The following is a 17,284-nucleotide window of genomic DNA, read 5'->3' as shown; positions in this document are numbered from 1 at the left end:
ACAAACGATGTCCGGTATCGCCGGCGTCGATCTCCCGTTCTGATTCTGCTTACGAAGAGGTAACTGAACTTGTCCAGCCACACAGACGCCGCCCGAACCCTCGGAGTCGGCATCCTCGGCGCCGGTCCCGTCACGCAGGCAATCCACCTGCCCTCCCTCGCCCGCCTGGGCGATCTCCTCACCGTCCGCCACATCATGGACGTGGACCCCGCGGTGGCCGAATCCGTCGCCGCACGGGTGGGCGCTACCCACAGCACCAGCATTGATGCCCTCCTGGGCGACCCCCAAGTAGACGTCGTTGCAATCTGCAGCCCGCACCAGTTCCATGCAGAGCAGGTCATCGCAGCATGCCGTGCCGGCAAGAAGGCGGTTCTTTGCGAGAAGCCGTTCGCCTGGAACGCCGAAGAGGCCGCACAGATCTCGGCCGTCAGCGAAGAAACGGGAGTGCCGATCATCGTGGGCGCCATGCACACCTTCGATCCCGGCTGGCTCGCTGCGGAAGCCAACTGGGGTGATCTTCCGGAGACGGCCCACACCATCCGCTCCTCGATCGTCCTCCCGCCGAATGCCCGTTTTGAGGACTTCGCCACGGAGATCATCACCCGACCGGCCGGTGGGACTCCGGACTACTCGGACATCGAGGTGGTCAAAGGCATGCTCCGCGGCGGCGTCATGGGCCTGGCCATCCACGACCTCCCGCTGGTCCGCCGCTTCACCCCCGACTTCGAGGAGGTCGAGGTCCTCGAAGCACGGCACGTCCGCCCGTTCGGCTACGTCATTTCCCTCCGCACGCCAACGCGCACCATCGAATTGCGCGCGGCCATGAACAACACGTGGAAGCCCGAATGGAGCTTTGAGGCCTTCTCCGACGACGAGGCCGTCCGCATCGATTTCACCCCTTCCTATGTGCAAGCCGGTTCCGCGGTGGCCACGTTCAGCCGTGGCGCAGACACAACCGTCCACGGCCCGTTCGACCACAACGGCTACGAGGGCGAGTGGCGCGAGTTGGCAGCCATCGCCACCGGAACCAAGCAGGCACCGGCCGCCCGGACGTTGATCGACGACCTTACGTTCGCCCTGGACATCGCCGAAGCAACTGCAGCCCGCGTGGACGCGGACCACAACGCCCAGCAGGCCGTCCGCGAAGGAGCGCACGCATGAGCAAGCACTACACGGTCCAGACGTCCCCGGAAGCACAGGAAGCGGGCGCCGTTGCCTTGTCCGTCGCGTCCCTGCCCGAAACGTTCGCCCACGCCTCCACCACGGCCGATGTCCACGTCATCAGCGGCCGCCCCGGCTGGACCGGCCAGGCCATCGAAGCGATCGACGCCGGTGCACGCGGCATCGTCGTCGTGAACCCGGCCTCCGAAAGCCTGTCCAAACTCCAGCAGGCGGCGAACGCCAGCGGAACCGCGATCGTCCTGGACCAGCGCTGGGCTTCGAACCCTGCGGCTGCCGGAGCCGAAGATGCCGTCCGCACCATGGCTGGACGCGCCGCGCTCCTCGACTCAGTGGCTACCGCCGCGGCGGGCAGCGACGCAGGTGCGCTACTCGCGGACCATCTCGCCGCCGTCGTGCGTTTGACCGGTCCGCTCGAGAACCTCCGGCTCCTCAACCGGGGAACGCACGGCTATACAGTGTCCGCGCAGCTCGCCAACGGCGCGCCCGCGGCGCTGCAAGGCATCGTCTCCAGCGCACGTCCCGCAGGCGTCCACATCAGCCTGTTGACGGACGACGGCGGCGCCAGCGTTGCGCTTCCGGAGCCCATGGCTGCGTGGCCGGCCACGGTCAGAGTCACCGGACCGCAGGGCGAACTGCTCCTGCCGACGCTTTACGAATCCGCACACCGCGCCACCTGGCGCCGGCTCAAGGAACACCTCGACGCCGGCACCGCCCCTTCCGATCTGGACCGCTTTGCGGTGCTGACGGAGTCCCTGTCCACCCTCTCCTAGTTCGCAACCTTTTTCACAAGAAGCAGTACCAGTCATTCACAGCATTTGCCCTTCTCAACGTTGAGCTGGCCCGGCCACCAGGAAAGTGGACCGGTCACGAAAGGAATCATCATGAATGTTCAGCCCGCAGCCAACAAAGCCTTTTCCCGCCGCGGTTTCCTCGGCCTGACGGCAGCCGCCGCGTCGGTTCCGCTGCTGGCCGCCTGCGGTGGCGGCTCGGCCTCGCAGGGCGGAGGCGGTGCCGGCGGCAGCATCAAGTTCTGGGACATGCCGTGGGCCACGCCGGCCTACAACGACGCCGCCAAGAAGATTGCCGAAGGATTCTCCGGGGCCAACAGCAAGGCCACGTACCAGATCATCCAGTGGAACAACTTCTACCAGACGTTCTCCTCGGCCATCGCTTCCAAGACCGGCCCGGCCGTCTCCACCGGTGGTGGCTTCCAGGCATTCCAGTTCGAGGAGCAGGGACAGATCGCCTACGCGGACAAGGTCATCGACAAGCTCAAGTCCAACGGCATGTTCGACGACTTCCTGCCCGGTGTGGTGGAACCCTTCAAGACGTCCAAGGGCTACGTCGCCGTCCCATGGCAGCTGGATATCCGTCCGCTCTGGTACCGCAAGTCCCTGTTCGACAAGGCCGGCGTCGCGGTCCCCACTGACTGGGCTTCCCTGCTGGAGGCGGGCAAGAAGATGAAGTCCCTCGGCGCCGTGGGCTTCGCCACCGGTTCGGGTGCGGGCAACAACATCGGCAACCACTTGATGATCATGATGATGATCAACAACGGCGGCGGCGTATTCACCAAGGACGGCCAGCTGGACGTCATGAATGACCGCAACGTCGAAGCGATCGAGTTCATGCTCGAACTCGTCTCCAACGGCGTCATCGATCCCGCAGCCGTCAGCTACACCTCGGACAACCTCAACGCCCAGTGGAAAGACGGCAAGGCCGCCTACGGCATGCTGACCCTCGGTGTTCCCGAGCGGGTAGGCGACACCTCCGGCGACCTCGTCGTGGCAAGCCCCATCGCCGGCCCGCACGGGGACAAGGCCGCGCTGATCTTCCCGAACAACATCATGATGTACACCAACACCCCGTCCCAGGAGGCCTCGGAAGAGTTCGTGGTGTACTACCTGGGCAAGCTCAAGGAACTGTGGCAGCAGAAGCTCATGAACGCCCTGCCCGTGTTCAAATCCATCACCGAGCTCCCCGAATTCACGGCCGACGCCAACAACGTCAAGATCGTCAAGGAATACGTCCCGATCGCGAAGACCTTCGCTTCCCAGGGCACCACCCTCAGCGCCGACCTCGCAGCCCTGGACGGCGGCCAGGCACTGAACCAATTCACCCAGACCGTCCTCACCGGCAAGACCGACGCCAAGTCCGCACTGACGGCCTTTGAAACGGGCCTCAAGTCCGTCCTGAAGAAGTAGGCGCCGGCACCATGTCCTCCACTACAGCGCAGTCCGGCCTGGCCCGGGCCCGCAAGGGGCTCGCCCCCGGCGGGCCCGGGGGCGGGTCCCTGAACCTGAACCGGAAGAGCAAGCTCTCCGCCCAGGCCACCAAGACGTTCTTCTGGCTCCTGCTCCCCTCGGTGATCCTGCTGGTCCTGATCCACGGCTACCCGCTCTTCCAGGCAGGCGTCCAGGCCACCCACGACGGCAACCTGATCCAGACCGGCGACTTCGTCGGGATCCAGAACTTCCAGCAGGTCCTGTCCTCCCCAGCGTTCTGGAAAGCCGCCCAGTTCACCCTTCTGTTCACCATTGTTGGCGTGTTCGGCTCCTGGGCCGTGGGCCTTGGCCTGGCACTGCTGCTCCGCACCAAGATCCCCGCCGGCGGCACCTTCAAGGTCCTGCTGCTCCTGCCCTGGGTGGTCCCGATCGTGGTGTCCTCCACCGCTTGGAACTGGCTGGTTGCCACCCCGGACAGCCTGATCCCCTCGATCTTCCGTGGCCTCGGCCTGGGCACCCCGCTCTTCCTGGCCGATCCCACCCTCGCCGCCGTCACCGTGATGATCTTCAAGGTGTGGGTGTCCTTCCCCTTCATGATGATGATGACCTCCGCGGCCCTGGCCTCGGTGGATGACACCGTCTACGAAGCAGCCAGCATGGACGGCGCCTCCCGGTTCCAGCAGTTCACCCAGATCACCCTCCCGCTGATCGCCCGCTCCACCTACATTTCCTGGATCTTGATGACGATCTTCTGCGTCAACGACTTCCCCACCATCTACCTGCTCACCGGCGGCGGCCCTGTTGACGCCACCACGTCCCTGGTGGTCCTGGCTTACCGCACGGTCTTCCAGGACTTCGCCACCGGCCCCGGCGTCGCTATCGCCTTCCTCATGACCATCACCCTGGTAGTCGTCTCGGTCATCCTGTACCGCCAGATCCGAAAGTCGAGCGTCGAATAATGAGCGCAGTACTCCACGCCCATCCCGAGTCCGGCCCCGCCCTGGGCATCGCAGAACCCGGCAAAGCCCGCCGCGTCCTGTCCGAAGCCGGCATGCGCGGACGCTGGTGGCGGTTCGCCCTGATCCTGGTCATCACCGCGATCGTCCTGGTGCCGATCATGGTCACCATCATCCTGGCCCTCACCCCGGCCCCGAACAGCACCGCCACCGGGCTCACCCTCGAGAACATCACCGGGGTCTTCTCCAAGACCCTCGCCGGGATCTGGCTGCAGAACAGCCTCATCACCACCCTGGCCACCGTGGTTGTCTCCGTCGCCGTCGCGGCTCCGGCCGGGTACGTGCTCTCCCGCGGACGGTCCAAGGCAGTCTCCGGCTACTCCCTGTTGCTGTTCGTCATGCAGTCCCTGCCCATCATCACCTCGGTGGTTCCGCTGTTCATCCTCTTTGCGGCAATGGGCCTGGTGGACAACCTCATGGGCCTGACCATCATCTACGTCGGCTCCACCATGACCGTGGCCACCTGGATGATGGCCGCCTACTTCGACTCCATCCCGATCAGCCTCGAAGAAGCCTCCTGGATCGACGGGTGCTCCGTGTTCGGTTCCTTCACCAAAGTGGTGCTGCGCAACTCGCTCCCGGGCATCCTGTCCACCGCGATCTTCGCCTTCCTCCTGGCTTGGAACGACTACCTGGTAGCGATCGTGTTCCTGCGCTCCAACGAAATCTTCACCCTCCCCATGGGCGTCCAGTCCTTCTTCCAGCAAAACCTCACCGACTGGTCCGGAGTCATGGCATTGGCTGTGATCATGATGCTCCCGCCCATCATCGTCTTCGCCGCCCTGAACAAATACTTCAGCGTCGGCGGAATCGGCGGATCCCTGGCAGGCCGCTAGGCCCCTCCCGCTCACTGCACCCGAAGCGTAACGTCAAGAAAAAACCACTCCCTGTAAAGGAATCCCATGTCTTACTCACTCCAGCTGTACACCCTCCGCAACGCGATCGCCGAGGACCTGCCTGGAACCATCAAGAAGGTCGCGGAGATCGGTTTCACGAAGGTTGAGCCGTACAACTTCGTGGCCACGGCTGCCGAGCTCGGCGCAGCGTTGAAGGAAAACGGGCTCACGGCCCCTTCCGGCCACGCGCCGCTGTTGTCCCAGGACCAGGATGAGATCTTTGCCGCGGCGAAGGAGTTGGGCATCGCCACGGTGATCGATCCCTACCTTCCGGCCGAGCATTGGCAGAACGCCGAGGACATCCAGGCCACCGCAGCCAAGCTCAACGCAGCGGCGAAGAAGGGCGCCGAATACGGCATCCGGGTGGGCTACCACAACCACGCCTGGGAGCTCGAGTCCACCATCGAGGGCACCACCGCGTTGGAGTACTTCGAGTCCCTCCTGGACCCGGAACTGGTCCTGGAAGTAGACACGTACTGGGCAGCCGTGGGCGGCCAGGATCCCGTTGAGTTGCTGGCCCGCCTGGGTGACCGCGTAAAGTTCATCCACATCAAAGACGGCCCGGCCACCACGGACATCAAGGCCCAGCAGCCCGCCGGCCAGGGCACCATCCCGGTCCTGGATGTCATCGCCGCAGCCACGTCCCTCGAAGTAGGCGTCGTTGAATTCGATGACTACTCCGGAGACATCTTCCAGGGCATCACCGAGTCCCTGAACTACCTCAACGCAGCAGCAACGGAAGGCGCTGTGAACCAGGGGGCCAAAGCATGAGCTTCGCACCGTCCACCCGCAAGGGCCCTGTTGGCGTCGCCGTCATCGGCGCGGGCAACATCTCCAAGCAGTACCTGGATAACCTCACCACGTTCCCGGACCTGAAAGTCCACGTGATCGCGGACCTGTTCGTTGAGGCAGCCGAGGCGCGGGCCAAGGAATACGGTATTCCCGAGTTCGGTGCCCCCGAGCTGGCACTGAACCATCCCGACGTCGAAATCATCGTGAACCTGACCATCCCGGCCGCGCACGTCGAGGTGGCCACGGCCGCGGTGAACGCGGGCAAGCACGTGTGGACCGAGAAGCCGTTCTCCCTGGACCGCGAATCCGGGCTCGGTCTGCTCAAGGCCGCCGACGCCGCGGGCATCCGCTTGGGCACCGCCCCGGACACGTTCCTCGGCGCCGGGCTGCAGACCGCGCGGCGGATCATCGAACGCGGTGATATCGGCACCCCGTTGACGGGCATGACCACGTTCCAGACCCCCGGCCCGGAATCCTGGCACCCGAACCCGGCGTTCCTGTTCGCCCAGGGCGCGGGCCCGCTGTTCGACATGGGCCCGTACTACCTCACGGCCCTGATCCAGACCTTCGGTTCGGTCCGCAAGGTGGCCGCCGTCGGCTCCGCCGCGAAGAAGACCCGGATAGTTGGTTCCGGCCCCAAGGCAGGCGAGGAGTTCGCCGTCGAGGTCCCCACGCACGTCTCCGCGATGGCGCAGTTCGAAGGCGGACAGTCCAGCCACAGCGTGTTCTCCTTCGAGTCCCCGCGCCTGCGGATGGGCTTCGTCGAAATCACCGGCACCGAAGCGACGCTCTCGCTGCCGGACCCGAACTACTTCGACGGCGACCTCAAGCTCTGGCGTCCGGGTGCGGAAGAACCGGAGATCATCCCCGCCACCGGACCGGCCCAAGGCCGCGGCCTCGGTGTGCTGGACATGGCCCGTGCCCTGCGTTCCGGCACGGCTCACCGCGCCACCGGCGACCTCGCCTACCACGTGCTGGACACCATGGTCTCGATCTCCGAGTCCGTCGAGTCCGGTTCCTTTGTGGACGTCACCAGCAACGCCCCCGTTTCGGCCGCGGTCCCTGAAGACTGGGCCCCCGAAACAGCAACGCTCTAGCAGCTCGCCAAGCGAGAGAAAGAGAACAAGAACATGACCACCCCCGCCCACTCGTCCCTGCCTTCGGACCGTCCACTCGGCGTGGCCGCCATCGGCTACGCCTTCATGGGGAAGGCCCACTCGAACGCGTGGCGGAATGTGGCCAGTTTCTTCGACGTCCCGGCCTTCGAGCAAAAAGTGCTCGTGGGCCGGGACGCCAGCCAGGTCGCGGAAGCCGCAGCAAAGTACGGCTGGGCCGAATCCGCCACCGACTGGCGCGATGTGATCCACCGCGACGACATCGACATCATCGACATCTGCGCCCCCGGTTGGATGCACGCCGAAATCGCCATCGCCGCCCTCGAAGCCGGCAAACACGTCCTGGTCGAAAAACCCCTCGCCAACACCCTCGCCGAAGCCGAACTCATGACCGCCGCCGCAGCCAAGGCCCGCGCCCGCGGTGTGCAGTCCATGATCGGCTTCAACTACCGCCGCGTCCCCGCCCTCGCCCTCGCCCGCGAACTCATCGCCGAAGGCCGGCTCGGCACCATCCGCCACATCCGCGCCGCCTACCTCCAGGACTGGCTCTCCGACGCCGAATCCCCCATGACCTGGCGGCTCCGCAAGGAAACCGCCGGCTCCGGCGCCCTGGGCGACATCGCCTCCCACGCCATCGACCAAATCCTCTACCTCCTCGGCGACGCCGTCACCGAAGTCACCGGCCGCCTGCACACCTTCGTCGACCAGCGCCCCGGCCCCGAGGGCCCCGAAGACGTCACGGTCGACGACGCCGCCTGGGCCACGCTCACCCTCACCTCCGGAGCCATCGCCTCCGTGGAAGTCTCCCGCGTCGCCACCGGACAAAAGAACTCCCTGAAACTGGAAATCTACGGCGACAAAGGCACCATCCTGTTCGACCTCGAAGCCCTCAACGAGCTCGGCTTCCTGGACGCAACCCTTCCCGTCCGCGAGCAAGGATTCCGCCGGATCCTGGTCAACGAACCCGAACACCCCTACCTTGAAGCGTGGTGGCCGCAAGGACACATCATCGGCTGGGAACACACCTTCACCCACCAAGTCCGTGACTTCCTTCTCGCCGTCCGGGACGGAAGCCAGCCGTCGCCGTCGTTCGAGGACGGCCTCCAAATCCAGCGCGTCCTGGCCGCCGTCGAAGAGTCCGCCGCCGCCAAAAGCTCACTGATCCAGCTGTCCAACACCACCGAAGGAGCCTGACCATGCCCCGCCCGTACACCCTGTTCACCGGCCAGTGGGCCGACCTCCCCCTCGAGGAAGTCGCCAAGCTCGCCTCGGGCTGGGGCTACGACGGCCTGGAAATCGCCGTCTCCGGAGACCACCTGGACGCCTGGCGCTGGGACGAACCCGGCTACGTCGAATCCAAACTCGAACTCCTGGACAAGTACAACCTCAAAGTCTGGGCCATCTCCAACCACCTCAAAGGCCAAGCCGTCTGCGATGACCCCATCGACTTCCGCCACGAAGCCATCGTCGGGTCGAAAGTGTGGGGCGACGGGAACCCCGAAGGCGTCCGCCAACGCGCCGCCGAAGAAATGAAACACACCGCCCGCCTCGCCAAAGCCCTGGGCGTGGACACCGTGGTCGGGTTCACCGGCTCCTCCATCTGGCAATACGTGGCCATGTTCCCGCCCGTCCCGGAGAAGGTCATCGACGCCGGCTACCAGGACTTCGCCGACCGCTGGAACCCCATCCTGGACGTCTTCGACGAACAAGGCGTGCGCTTCGCCCACGAAGTCCACCCGAGTGAGATCGCCTACGACTACTGGACCACCGTCCGCACCCTCGAAGCGATCGGCCACCGCGAAGCGTTCGGCCTGAACTGGGACCCCTCCCACATGATGTGGCAGGGCATCGACCCCGTGTCCTTCATCTGGGACTTCAAGGACCGGATCTACCACGTGGACTGCAAGGACACCAAGGTCCGCCAAACCGGCCGCAACACCGTCCTCGGCTCCCACCTGCCCTGGGGCGACCCGCGCCGCGGCTGGGACTTCGTCTCCGCCGGACGCGGCGACGTGCCCTGGGAAGCGTCCTTCCGCGCCCTTACCGCCATCGGCTACAACGGACCCATCTCGGTGGAGTGGGAAGACGCTGGCATGGACCGCCTCCACGGCGCCCCCGAAGCCCTCGCCGCCCTCAAGAAATACGACTTCCCCGCCTCGCAAACCTCCTTCGACGCCGCCTTCAGCCAGGACTAGGCGCGTGGCGAAAGCGGTAGAGAACGACGACGGCGACGGTTTCGTCCCGCTGTTCGATGGCAAATCCTTGTCCGGTTGGTACTCCGTTCCGCGCGTGTATGGCACGGAGTATCCTGGCGGGCCCCTGCTCCTGGAGCGTTTCGAAGCCTTGGGGCTCACTCCGCCGGTGGAGCCGGAGAAGCACCCTGCCCATTGGTTCGTCGAGGATGGCGTGCTGATCGGCGAACAGGATTCTCCGGGCAGCGGCTATGGTGGCTACCTGGTCAGCGAGCAGGCCTTCGGCGACTTCGAACTCGTCCTGGAAATGCGTCCGGACTGGCCGGCGGACACCGGGGTGATGCTTCGCCGCCGCCCGGATTCCTGGGAAGGTTTCCAGGTGTTGGTGGACCACCGGCCCTCCGGTGGGATCGGCGGGTTCTTCGGCAACGGGCTCGCGAGTTTCTCGGCGGTTCCCTTCGCCGTGGACGTCGCGCTGGACGAGGACGGCCGCCCCGCTGGCCTGATCGCCGATGACCCGGCCACCTCCGTGGAACCCGTCACGGAAGAGAAGCGCGCCCGTCTGGCGTTCGCGGCCGACGTCGAAGACTTCCTTAAAGCCTGGCGCTGGGACGATTGGAACGAACTGCGCATCCGTTGTGTGGGAGCGCTGCCTGTCATCACCACGTGGGTCAACGGCGTGCAGATCGCCGGGCTGGACACGGCCACCCTGGATTCGCCCAATTACAACCCAGAGGATGTCCTCGAAGCACTCGGCCCGCGGGGGCACATCGCTCTGGAGGTGCACGACAACGACTCGATGTTCGGTGAGGCCCGCTGGGGCAAGGGCGCGCAATGCCGCTGGCGGAACATCCGCATCAAGGAACTCGACGGCGACAGCGGGAAGGACACTGAGTGAACCGCACCCTCCAACCCGGCCAACGCAGCGAAGTCTGGATCGCCTCGGTCACCGGCCAGGCCGAACTCCTCTACAGCACGGACGAGATCCTCCTCGAAGCCCCGAACTGGACCGCGGATCAGTCGCCGGACGGTTCGGCACTGATCTTGAACGGCGACGGGAAGCTGTGGCGTCTGGACGTGGCCAGCCGCGAACTCACCCACATCCCCCTCACCGGCATCCCGGACCTGAACAACGATCATGTCCTGGCTCCGGACGGGAAGAACATCTTCCTCTCCGCCAACGACGGCCACATCTACCGGGCACCGCTCACCGGCGGCCACGCGGAACGGATCACCGAGGACGACGGCTCCTGGCACTTCCTCCACGGCGTCAGCCCGGACGGCGCGGAGCTCGCGTACGTGGGGATCGCGGACGGCGACTTCTCGCAGCCGGGCCGCCTCCTGACCATCAAGTCCGACGGCGGTGCTGCCGCCGGCGTCGATGTCGGACCCGGCCACTGCGACGGCCCGGAATACTCCCCGGACGGAAAGTGGCTGTACCTCAACACGGAATCCTTCAGCTCGGTCAAAGGCCACGCCCAGCTGGCCCGGATCCGGGTGGACGGAACCGGCTTCGAACAACTCCTTGAGTCCGACACCGTGGACTGGTTCCCGCACCTTTCCCCTGATGCCCAGTACGCCTCCTACATCCGGTTCCCCAGCGGAACCGAAGGCCACCCCGCGGACTTGCCGGTCGCCGTCGTACTCGTCCCAACAGGTGACTGGCGCACTCCGCTGCACACCTGGCCGCTGTTTGGTGGCCAAGGTACGCTCAACGTCAACAGCTGGTCGCCGGACTCCGGGCGCTTCGCGTTCGTCGCGTACCCCCTCACTGACTCACCAAAGGACTAACAACGTGACCCACATCCAAGGCACTTCCGACGGCACCATCCGTTGGGGAATCCTCGGCACCGGCTTCATCGCCGGACTGCAAACGCAGGACCTGCGCGAGAACGGCTTCACGGTCCAGGCCGTGGGCTCCCGCTCCCTGGACTCCTCCAAGGCGTTCGCCGAACAACACGGCATCCCCACCGCGCACGGCAGCTACGAAGACCTCGCCGCGGACCCCGATGTGGACGTCATCTACATCGCAACCCCGCACCCGATGCACCACGCCAACGCGCTGCTGGCCCTGAACGCCGGAAAGCATGTGCTCGTTGAGAAGTCGTTCACCATGAACGCCCGGGAGGCCCGCGAGATTGTTGATCTGGCGGAGGAAAAGGGACTCGTGGCACTGGAGGCCATGTGGACCCGGTTCCTGCCCCACATGATCCGGATCCGCGAGATCATCGCGGCCGGCACCATCGGCGAGGTCCGCAAGGTCGTGGCCAGCCACAACCAGAGCCTTCCCACCGACCCCGCCCACCGGCTCAACGACCCCGCCCTGGGCGGCGGCGCGTTGCTGGACCTCGGCATCTACCCGGTCTCCTTCGCGATCGACATCCTCGGAGCGCCGTCGCGCGTCACCGCGACCGCGGTCATGTCTGCTACCGGCGTCGACCGCCAGACCGCCGCGATCTTCGACTACGACGGCGGTGCGCAGGCTTTGGTGGATTGCGAACTGGACGCGGCCAGCGCCAACCGTGCGTTGGTGATCGGGACGGAAGGCTGGATCGACATCGAGCACACCTGGTACAACCCCGTACCGTTCACCGTTCACGCCGTTGATGGGTCAGTGGTGGAACGCTTCGACGAGCCCGTGAACAGCCGCGGCATGCAGTACCAGGCTGCCGAGCTGGAGCGGCTGGTGGCGGCCGGTTCGACGGCGGGCACCATCCTGCCGCCTTCCGAGAGCGCTGCGATCATGGCCACGATGGACGAGATCCGCCGGCAGATCGGCCTGAGCTACGAGGCGGATGCTGCATGAGTGAATCACCCCGGCTGCTTGAATTGCGGCAGCAGGAAGAGGAACTGGTCTTCGACAGCTTCGACCACCACGATGCGTGGCGGCTCGGCTCGCTGATCGCCAACCATGCCATCGCGTCGGGTTTCGGGGTGGCAATCGATATCCGCCGGCACAACATCGTGCTGTTCCGCTGCATCCTTCCCGGCGCCACGTCAGACCAGGAAGAGTGGATCCGCCGGAAGTCGGCCTCGGTGCTTCGGTTCGAGCACAGCACCGCCTACCTCACCGAACAATTCGCCGACTATGACCCAATCCAGGGCGGCTGGCTCGCACCAGAGAACTACACCCTGGCCGGCGGCTCCTTCCCCATCCGGGTCAGTGGAGCCGGAGTCATCGGAGCCATCACGGCGTCAGGCCTGGCTTCCGACGAGGACCACCAATTGGTAGTGGACGGCATCCGGAACTACCTGAAGACGGTCGGGACGTGAATTTCTAGGCCATCAACCACACGGCGCCCAGGCCCAGGGCGGCGATCAAGGCCCAAGCGCACAATGCCATGACAAGGGACCGTGGTCCGGCATGCAGGAGTTCCCGCACCTGGACCGCGGAACCCAGCCCAAAGAGGGCCGTCCCGAGTGCGATCTCCTGCAGCAGTCCCCCAACATCCAGGACCATCGGCGAAGCCCAGCCGAGGGTTCGGAGGGCGATCATGGCCAGGAAGCCCAGCACGAAGAGCGGCACGATCGGCGGAAACTTACCTGGGGTGCCCGGGGCGCCCGCACCGCCCCGTACCCGTCGGCGGCGCTCCCACACGCCAGCCGTCGCAACGATGGGTGCCAGCAAAACCACCCGCGTGAGTTTGATGACCACCGCAGCACTCAACGCCACCGCACCGGCGGTCTGGGCGGCGGCCACCACCTGCCCCACGTCGTGTACTGATGCCCCCACCCAGCGTCCGAAGCCCACAGCGTCCAAACCCAGAGGGTGCATCAGCAACGGCAGGGTGCCAATCGCCAGCGTGCCGCACAGGGTCACCAGGGCCACCGGCAGCACGGTGTCCTCATGCTTGGTTCCCCGGACGGCGGCCATGGCCCCAATCGCCGAGGCACCGCAAATGGAGAATCCAGTGGCGATCAGCAGCGCCGCGTCGCCTGGAAGCTTGAAGAGCCTGCCCAGTGCGTAAGTCCCGGCAAAGGCGAGCAACACCACGGCGACGATAAGCCCGAAGGCCTGCCAGCCCAGCGAAGCGACATCTCCCAGGCTCAGCTTCAGGCCCAAAAGGACAATGCCCGCTCGCATCAAATGCTTGGAGGCAAAGCGGAGACCCGGCTGCCGGGCACCGCCCACCCAGCCTGAAACTCCGGGCACATTCGCGGCACCAATGCCCAAAACCACCGCCAACGTCATGGCAGGCAGGGACGGCAGCAGGGCGTGAAGCCCGAAGGCGACGCCCACGGCGACGACGCAGGCGGCAAGTCCGGGAGCCAGAGCAAGGACAGCCGGCAATGCGGGGGCCTTCGTCGTCGCCGGGACGTGTGCGCTGCGCGGCCTGGTTGTGCTCATGATTCCACGATCCCCCTAAAACATGCGCCGCGGTAGCCGTTCCTTCAGCCTGAACCCATGCTTAATTGACATGGGCTGAAGGCGAGGCATATCTTCCAAGCATGAGCAGTCGTCCGGATCTGACCGCCTTGGAAATCCTCGTCCTGGTCGCCGAGACGGGCTCGCTCGGCGCTGCGGCCCGCCGCGTGGGCATGGCCCAGCCCAATGCCAGCCGCGCCCTCGCCCGGCTGGAACGGCAACTGGGACTCACCTTGGTGATCCGCACACCGGCTGGATCGAGGGTCACGAACGAGGGCGAAGTGGTGACGGCCTGGGCCCGCGAGGCGCTCGGAGCCATGGACCGGATGATCCTGGGGGCACGGTCGCTGGCGGCTGAGCGTGCTGCCCATCTAACTGTGGCTGCCAGCCTCACCATTGCCGAGTACCTGGCCCCGCGGTGGTTGGCGCGCTTCCGCAGGGCGCACACGGACCTGCACGTCAGCCTGGCCGTGGGGAACTCCGGGGAGGTCCTGGAACAGGTAGCCGCCCGGCAGGTTCCCCTGGGCTTCGTGGAAACCCCGACGCTTCCCCGCAGTGTTGCATCAACCACCGTGGCCCGCGACGAACTGGTGGTGGTGGTCGGCACTACCCACCCGTGGGCGCGCAGGCGTACACCGGTGGATCCCCAGGAACTGACCGGAGCCGACCTGGTGCTCCGGGAGGTTGGATCGGGAACCCGCGACACCCTGGTCCGGGCGCTGGAGAGATCGGGCACGCCGTTGCCCGAGGCACGCCTGGAGCTTGCCAGCACCGTCGCCGTCAAAGCGGCAGCCGTCGAAGGCACAGCCGTGGCCGTGCTGAGCGAGCTCGCCGTCACGGCCGAACTCGCCACCGGGCAACTCGTCGCCGTCCCCGTTCAAGGACTGGACCTCACCCGTTCCCTGAGGGCCGTTTGGCTGCCGGAACGCCGCCCCGAGGGCAGCGCGGCGCAACTGATCCGCATCGCCAAGGCAAGCAGCTAGGAACGGTCACCGGCCTTTTAGCACGTAGCGCCTTTCAGGACGTCCGACGCCGTACTTCAGCTTCACGTCAAGGGCGCCGGCATCATGGAGGTACTCCAGGTAACGCCGGGCGCTGACCCGCGAGGTGCCCAATTGCTCGGCCACCTCGGCTGCAGAAAGATCTCCTGACGCCGCCTTCAACGTCTCCTCAACCCGCTCCAACGTCTCAACGCTGCACCCCTTAGGCAGGCTCCGCTCCGAGGCACCGAGGCCGAAGACCCTGTTGACGTCGGACTGCTCCGCTTCCACCTTGGAGCCATCCAAGCCGTGGTACGCGTTCAGGTAATGCTCCAGCCGCTCCTGAAGATCAGCTTGGGAAAAGGGCTTGATGAGGTAGTGCACAATCCCGCCGCGCAGTGCCTTGCGGACGGTCTCCACCTCCCGCGCGGCACTGATCACCAGCACGTCCAGGTCCGGGGCCACCGCACGCAATCGATGCATGAGGTCCAGCCCATTGATGTCCGGGAGGTGGATGTCCAGCAGCACCAGATCCGGTTGGAGCCGCTCCGTTTCCAGCACGGCCTGCACGCCGGTGTGCGCCACTCCGAGCACCACGAAACCCGGCGTCCGCTGGATGAAGCCGGCATGTACCTTGGCCACCATGAAGTCGTCATCGACAATCAGGACCTTGATCACGGGCGGACTGCCTCCTTCTTGAATCGGGCGGCAAACACGGCACCGCCCTCGTTTGAGACCGTCAGGTCGCCCCCACCGCGCCGGCAAATGACCCGGGACAGGGCCAGGCCGAAACCACGAGCCTCACCCGGATCCGGGTCCTTGGTGGAGAAGCCCTGCTGGAAGATTTCCTCCACGGCATCATCCGGCACACCCGGACCATTGTCCCGCACGGTCACAGTTACCGAGCCCTCCGTGTCCACCACCAGCACGGTGACGGATGCCCCGGGAAGGCCCGTGACGGCGTCGAACGCGTTGTCCACCAGGTTCCCCGCAACTGTGGCGAGGTCGCGGGAGAGTTCCTCCGGTACGCGCGGCAGGGCCGATTCCGGCGCGAGCTGAAGCTCCACGCCGCGCTCAGCCGCAAGGCTGGCTTTGGCAATCAACAAGGCGGCGAGCGCCGGGTCCTGGATGCGGCTGGTGACTTCGTCGTTGAGGCGCGTGCGGTCCACCTGGGCTCCGTTGACGAACTGGATCACCGAGTCGTATTCCTCCAGTTGGAGCAGGCCGGAGATCACGTGGAGTTGGTTGGCGAACTCGTGGGCCTGGGCGCGCAGGGTGTTGGTTACCGTCCGCGTTGCCCCGAGTTCGCGTTCCAGCGAGGACAGTTCCGTGCGGTCCCGCAAAGTGGTCACGGAGCCGATGTCCCGGCTGCCGGACTTCAGCGCCACCCTGTTCATGACCACCAGGCGGTCCCCCACCAACACCAACTGGTCCGGGTCGGCCTGCTCCCGCGCCAGGACCACTTTCAGCGCCGGATCAACGGACAGGGAGCCGAGGCGCTTTCCCACGCAATCGTCAGGCAGGCCCAGGAGTTGCCGGGCACTCTGGTTGGCCACCGTGATCCGTTCGTGGGGATCCAAGGCCACCACCCCTTCTTTCAGGCCTTGCAGCATGGCTTCGCGGTTCTCCACCAGGCCCGTGATCTCGTGTGGTTCCATGCCCAGGGTTTGCCGTTTCACCCTGCGGGACATCAGGAGGGAACCGGCAACGCCCAGGACGCTGGCCACGCCCAGGTAGGTGAGCAGGTTCGGGGCGGCGTCTCCCAGCCTTTCCAGTGTGGAGGGGTAGTTGCGGCTGATGGAGGCGATGCCGATCATCTTGCCGGCGTCGTCCAGGACCGGGACGTGCGCCGAGAGGACAGGACTGTTCCCGCCTGCCACCACACCGGTCCAGGCCCGCCCCTCCATCACCCGGCTCTCGCCGAGCGGGAGGGCCTTGCCAACCAGCCCGGGGTCGGACGCGGTGACCACTGTGCCGTCCAGCTTTGCCAAGGCCACCTGGGCTGAGCCGGACACCGTACGGACCGATTCCGCAACGGCTGGAAGGGATGAACCGGCGCGGGGTTCCGCCGTCGGAAGCAGTTCGCGCACGGTGGGATTGTTCCCCAGGGCCTCGGCAGCGGAGAGCGCCCGGCGTCCCTCCGTACGTTCAAAGGTTGCCGCCGACTCGGCAAGGGAGATGGCGGCGACAGCTACCAGCACGGCGAGGACAATCAGCAGCTGAAGCACAAGGTATTGTCCCGCGAGGGACATGCCTCTTCTTCGAGACGGTCGGGTCAAGGTGTGGTCCTTTGGATGATGTCCACGTTGCCGGACGCTGCTGGGGGCTTCGATGCGATCGCTGGCTGTCCGCCATGGAGTACCGGAACTATACCCCAGTGCTGGCCAACAGCGCTCCGGAGCGTGAACGCAATGAACTTAAAGATCACTGCGAACACAAGAGTGATCCCCGTCACGGACGGTCCTAGCATCGACGGCAGGGCAGGAACCCGAAGACGGGCCCTGCACAGGAATTCGACGAAGA

Annotated in this window: 17 protein-coding genes; 14 read left to right on the top strand and 3 right to left on the bottom strand. The window is 65.8% G+C overall.

Annotated elements, in window-relative coordinates:
- Positions 1 to 69: 69 nt before the first annotated feature.
- The 13 genes from ACH488_RS09225 (at position 70) to ACH488_RS09165 (ending at position 12,688) form a co-directional block, all read left to right on the top strand.
- Positions 70 to 1,161 (top strand): Gfo/Idh/MocA family protein, encoded by a 1,092-nt coding sequence (locus ACH488_RS09225; RefSeq protein WP_397323718.1) that lies wholly within the window; start codon positions 70 to 72, stop codon positions 1,159 to 1,161.
- Positions 1,158 to 1,952 carry a hypothetical protein gene (locus ACH488_RS09220; RefSeq protein ID WP_397323716.1) on the top strand — a complete coding sequence of 265 codons (795 nt, stop codon included), beginning with the start codon at positions 1,158 to 1,160 and terminating at the stop codon, positions 1,950 to 1,952. The genes ACH488_RS09225 and ACH488_RS09220 overlap by 4 nt, the downstream gene beginning before the upstream one ends.
- A gap of 111 nt (positions 1,953 to 2,063) precedes the next feature.
- Positions 2,064 to 3,383, top strand: a complete 1,320-nt coding sequence (locus tag ACH488_RS09215; RefSeq protein ID WP_397323715.1) for an ABC transporter substrate-binding protein — start codon at positions 2,064 to 2,066, stop codon at positions 3,381 to 3,383.
- Positions 3,384 to 3,394: 11 nt separating this feature from the next.
- The gene (locus ACH488_RS09210) at positions 3,395 to 4,363 is read left to right on the top strand and encodes a carbohydrate ABC transporter permease (RefSeq protein WP_397323714.1); all 969 of its coding nucleotides are present in this window, start codon (positions 3,395 to 3,397) and stop codon (positions 4,361 to 4,363) included.
- Positions 4,363 to 5,256, top strand: a complete 894-nt coding sequence (locus ACH488_RS09205; protein WP_397323712.1) for a carbohydrate ABC transporter permease — start codon at positions 4,363 to 4,365, stop codon at positions 5,254 to 5,256. Before ACH488_RS09210 ends, ACH488_RS09205 begins: the two co-directional genes overlap by 1 nt.
- Positions 5,257 to 5,322: 66 nt before the next feature.
- Positions 5,323 to 6,087 (top strand): sugar phosphate isomerase/epimerase family protein, encoded by a 765-nt coding sequence (locus tag ACH488_RS09200; protein ID WP_397323710.1) that lies wholly within the window; start codon positions 5,323 to 5,325, stop codon positions 6,085 to 6,087.
- On the top strand, positions 6,084 to 7,205 hold the full coding sequence (locus tag ACH488_RS09195; protein ID WP_397323709.1) for a Gfo/Idh/MocA family protein: 1,122 nt from the start codon (positions 6,084 to 6,086) through the stop codon (positions 7,203 to 7,205). The genes ACH488_RS09200 and ACH488_RS09195 overlap by 4 nt, the downstream gene beginning before the upstream one ends.
- Positions 7,206 to 7,238: 33 nt before the next feature.
- The gene (locus ACH488_RS09190; protein WP_397323707.1) at positions 7,239 to 8,417 is read left to right on the top strand and encodes a Gfo/Idh/MocA family protein; all 1,179 of its coding nucleotides are present in this window, start codon (positions 7,239 to 7,241) and stop codon (positions 8,415 to 8,417) included.
- Between the two features lie 2 nt (positions 8,418 to 8,419).
- Positions 8,420 to 9,418 (top strand): sugar phosphate isomerase/epimerase family protein, encoded by a 999-nt coding sequence (locus ACH488_RS09185; protein WP_397323706.1) that lies wholly within the window; start codon positions 8,420 to 8,422, stop codon positions 9,416 to 9,418.
- Between the two features lie 4 nt (positions 9,419 to 9,422).
- The gene (locus tag ACH488_RS09180) at positions 9,423 to 10,313 is read left to right on the top strand and encodes a DUF1080 domain-containing protein (protein ID WP_397323705.1); all 891 of its coding nucleotides are present in this window, start codon (positions 9,423 to 9,425) and stop codon (positions 10,311 to 10,313) included.
- Positions 10,310 to 11,206, top strand: coding sequence for a TolB family protein (locus tag ACH488_RS09175; RefSeq protein ID WP_397323703.1), 897 nt, complete (start codon positions 10,310 to 10,312; stop codon positions 11,204 to 11,206). The genes ACH488_RS09180 and ACH488_RS09175 overlap by 4 nt, the downstream gene beginning before the upstream one ends.
- Positions 11,207 to 11,210: 4 nt before the next feature.
- On the top strand, positions 11,211 to 12,221 hold the full coding sequence (locus ACH488_RS09170) for a Gfo/Idh/MocA family protein (RefSeq protein ID WP_397323702.1): 1,011 nt from the start codon (positions 11,211 to 11,213) through the stop codon (positions 12,219 to 12,221).
- Positions 12,218 to 12,688 (top strand): heme-degrading domain-containing protein, encoded by a 471-nt coding sequence (locus ACH488_RS09165; RefSeq protein ID WP_397323700.1) that lies wholly within the window; start codon positions 12,218 to 12,220, stop codon positions 12,686 to 12,688. The genes ACH488_RS09170 and ACH488_RS09165 overlap by 4 nt, the downstream gene beginning before the upstream one ends.
- Positions 12,689 to 12,692: 4 nt before the next feature.
- Here the strand turns inward: ACH488_RS09165 and ACH488_RS09160 are convergent, their stop codons facing one another.
- Positions 12,693 to 13,763, bottom strand: coding sequence for a YeiH family protein (locus ACH488_RS09160; RefSeq protein WP_397323699.1), 1,071 nt, complete (start codon positions 13,761 to 13,763; stop codon positions 12,693 to 12,695).
- Positions 13,764 to 13,864: 101 nt separating this feature from the next.
- On the opposite strand from ACH488_RS09160, the gene ACH488_RS09155 reads away from it, so the two are divergent.
- Positions 13,865 to 14,764 carry a LysR family transcriptional regulator gene (locus tag ACH488_RS09155; protein WP_397323698.1) on the top strand — a complete coding sequence of 300 codons (900 nt, stop codon included), beginning with the start codon at positions 13,865 to 13,867 and terminating at the stop codon, positions 14,762 to 14,764.
- Between the two features lie 6 nt (positions 14,765 to 14,770).
- Here ACH488_RS09155 and ACH488_RS09150 read toward each other — a convergent pair whose 3' ends face one another.
- Positions 14,771 to 15,439, bottom strand: coding sequence for a response regulator (locus ACH488_RS09150; RefSeq protein WP_397323697.1), 669 nt, complete (start codon positions 15,437 to 15,439; stop codon positions 14,771 to 14,773).
- Positions 15,436 to 17,013, bottom strand: coding sequence for an ATP-binding protein (locus ACH488_RS09145; protein WP_397323696.1), 1,578 nt, complete (start codon positions 17,011 to 17,013; stop codon positions 15,436 to 15,438). The genes ACH488_RS09150 and ACH488_RS09145 overlap by 4 nt, the downstream gene beginning before the upstream one ends.
- Positions 17,014 to 17,284 lie beyond the last annotated feature (271 nt).

Source organism: Paenarthrobacter sp. NPDC018779 (genome assembly GCF_044391085.1).
Lineage (GTDB): Bacteria > Actinomycetota > Actinomycetes > Actinomycetales > Micrococcaceae > Arthrobacter.
Note: the sequence above shows the minus strand (reverse complement) of the source record. Positions and strands in the feature narration are given on the sequence as shown.

Coding starts and splice junctions, on each gene's coding strand:
- ACH488_RS09160 (WP_397323699.1), bottom strand. CDS start 13,763: ATGAGCACAACCAGGCCGCGCAGCGCACACGTCCCGGCGACGACGAAG.
- ACH488_RS09190 (WP_397323707.1), top strand. CDS start 7,239: ATGACCACCCCCGCCCACTCGTCCCTGCCTTCGGACCGTCCACTCGGC.
- ACH488_RS09200 (WP_397323710.1), top strand. CDS start 5,323: ATGTCTTACTCACTCCAGCTGTACACCCTCCGCAACGCGATCGCCGAG.
- ACH488_RS09205 (WP_397323712.1), top strand. CDS start 4,363: ATGAGCGCAGTACTCCACGCCCATCCCGAGTCCGGCCCCGCCCTGGGC.
- ACH488_RS09220 (WP_397323716.1), top strand. CDS start 1,158: ATGAGCAAGCACTACACGGTCCAGACGTCCCCGGAAGCACAGGAAGCG.
- ACH488_RS09185 (WP_397323706.1), top strand. CDS start 8,420: ATGCCCCGCCCGTACACCCTGTTCACCGGCCAGTGGGCCGACCTCCCC.
- ACH488_RS09195 (WP_397323709.1), top strand. CDS start 6,084: ATGAGCTTCGCACCGTCCACCCGCAAGGGCCCTGTTGGCGTCGCCGTC.
- ACH488_RS09155 (WP_397323698.1), top strand. CDS start 13,865: ATGAGCAGTCGTCCGGATCTGACCGCCTTGGAAATCCTCGTCCTGGTC.
- ACH488_RS09215 (WP_397323715.1), top strand. CDS start 2,064: ATGAATGTTCAGCCCGCAGCCAACAAAGCCTTTTCCCGCCGCGGTTTC.
- ACH488_RS09210 (WP_397323714.1), top strand. CDS start 3,395: ATGTCCTCCACTACAGCGCAGTCCGGCCTGGCCCGGGCCCGCAAGGGG.
- ACH488_RS09165 (WP_397323700.1), top strand. CDS start 12,218: ATGAGTGAATCACCCCGGCTGCTTGAATTGCGGCAGCAGGAAGAGGAA.
- ACH488_RS09145 (WP_397323696.1), bottom strand. CDS start 17,013: ATGTCCCTCGCGGGACAATACCTTGTGCTTCAGCTGCTGATTGTCCTC.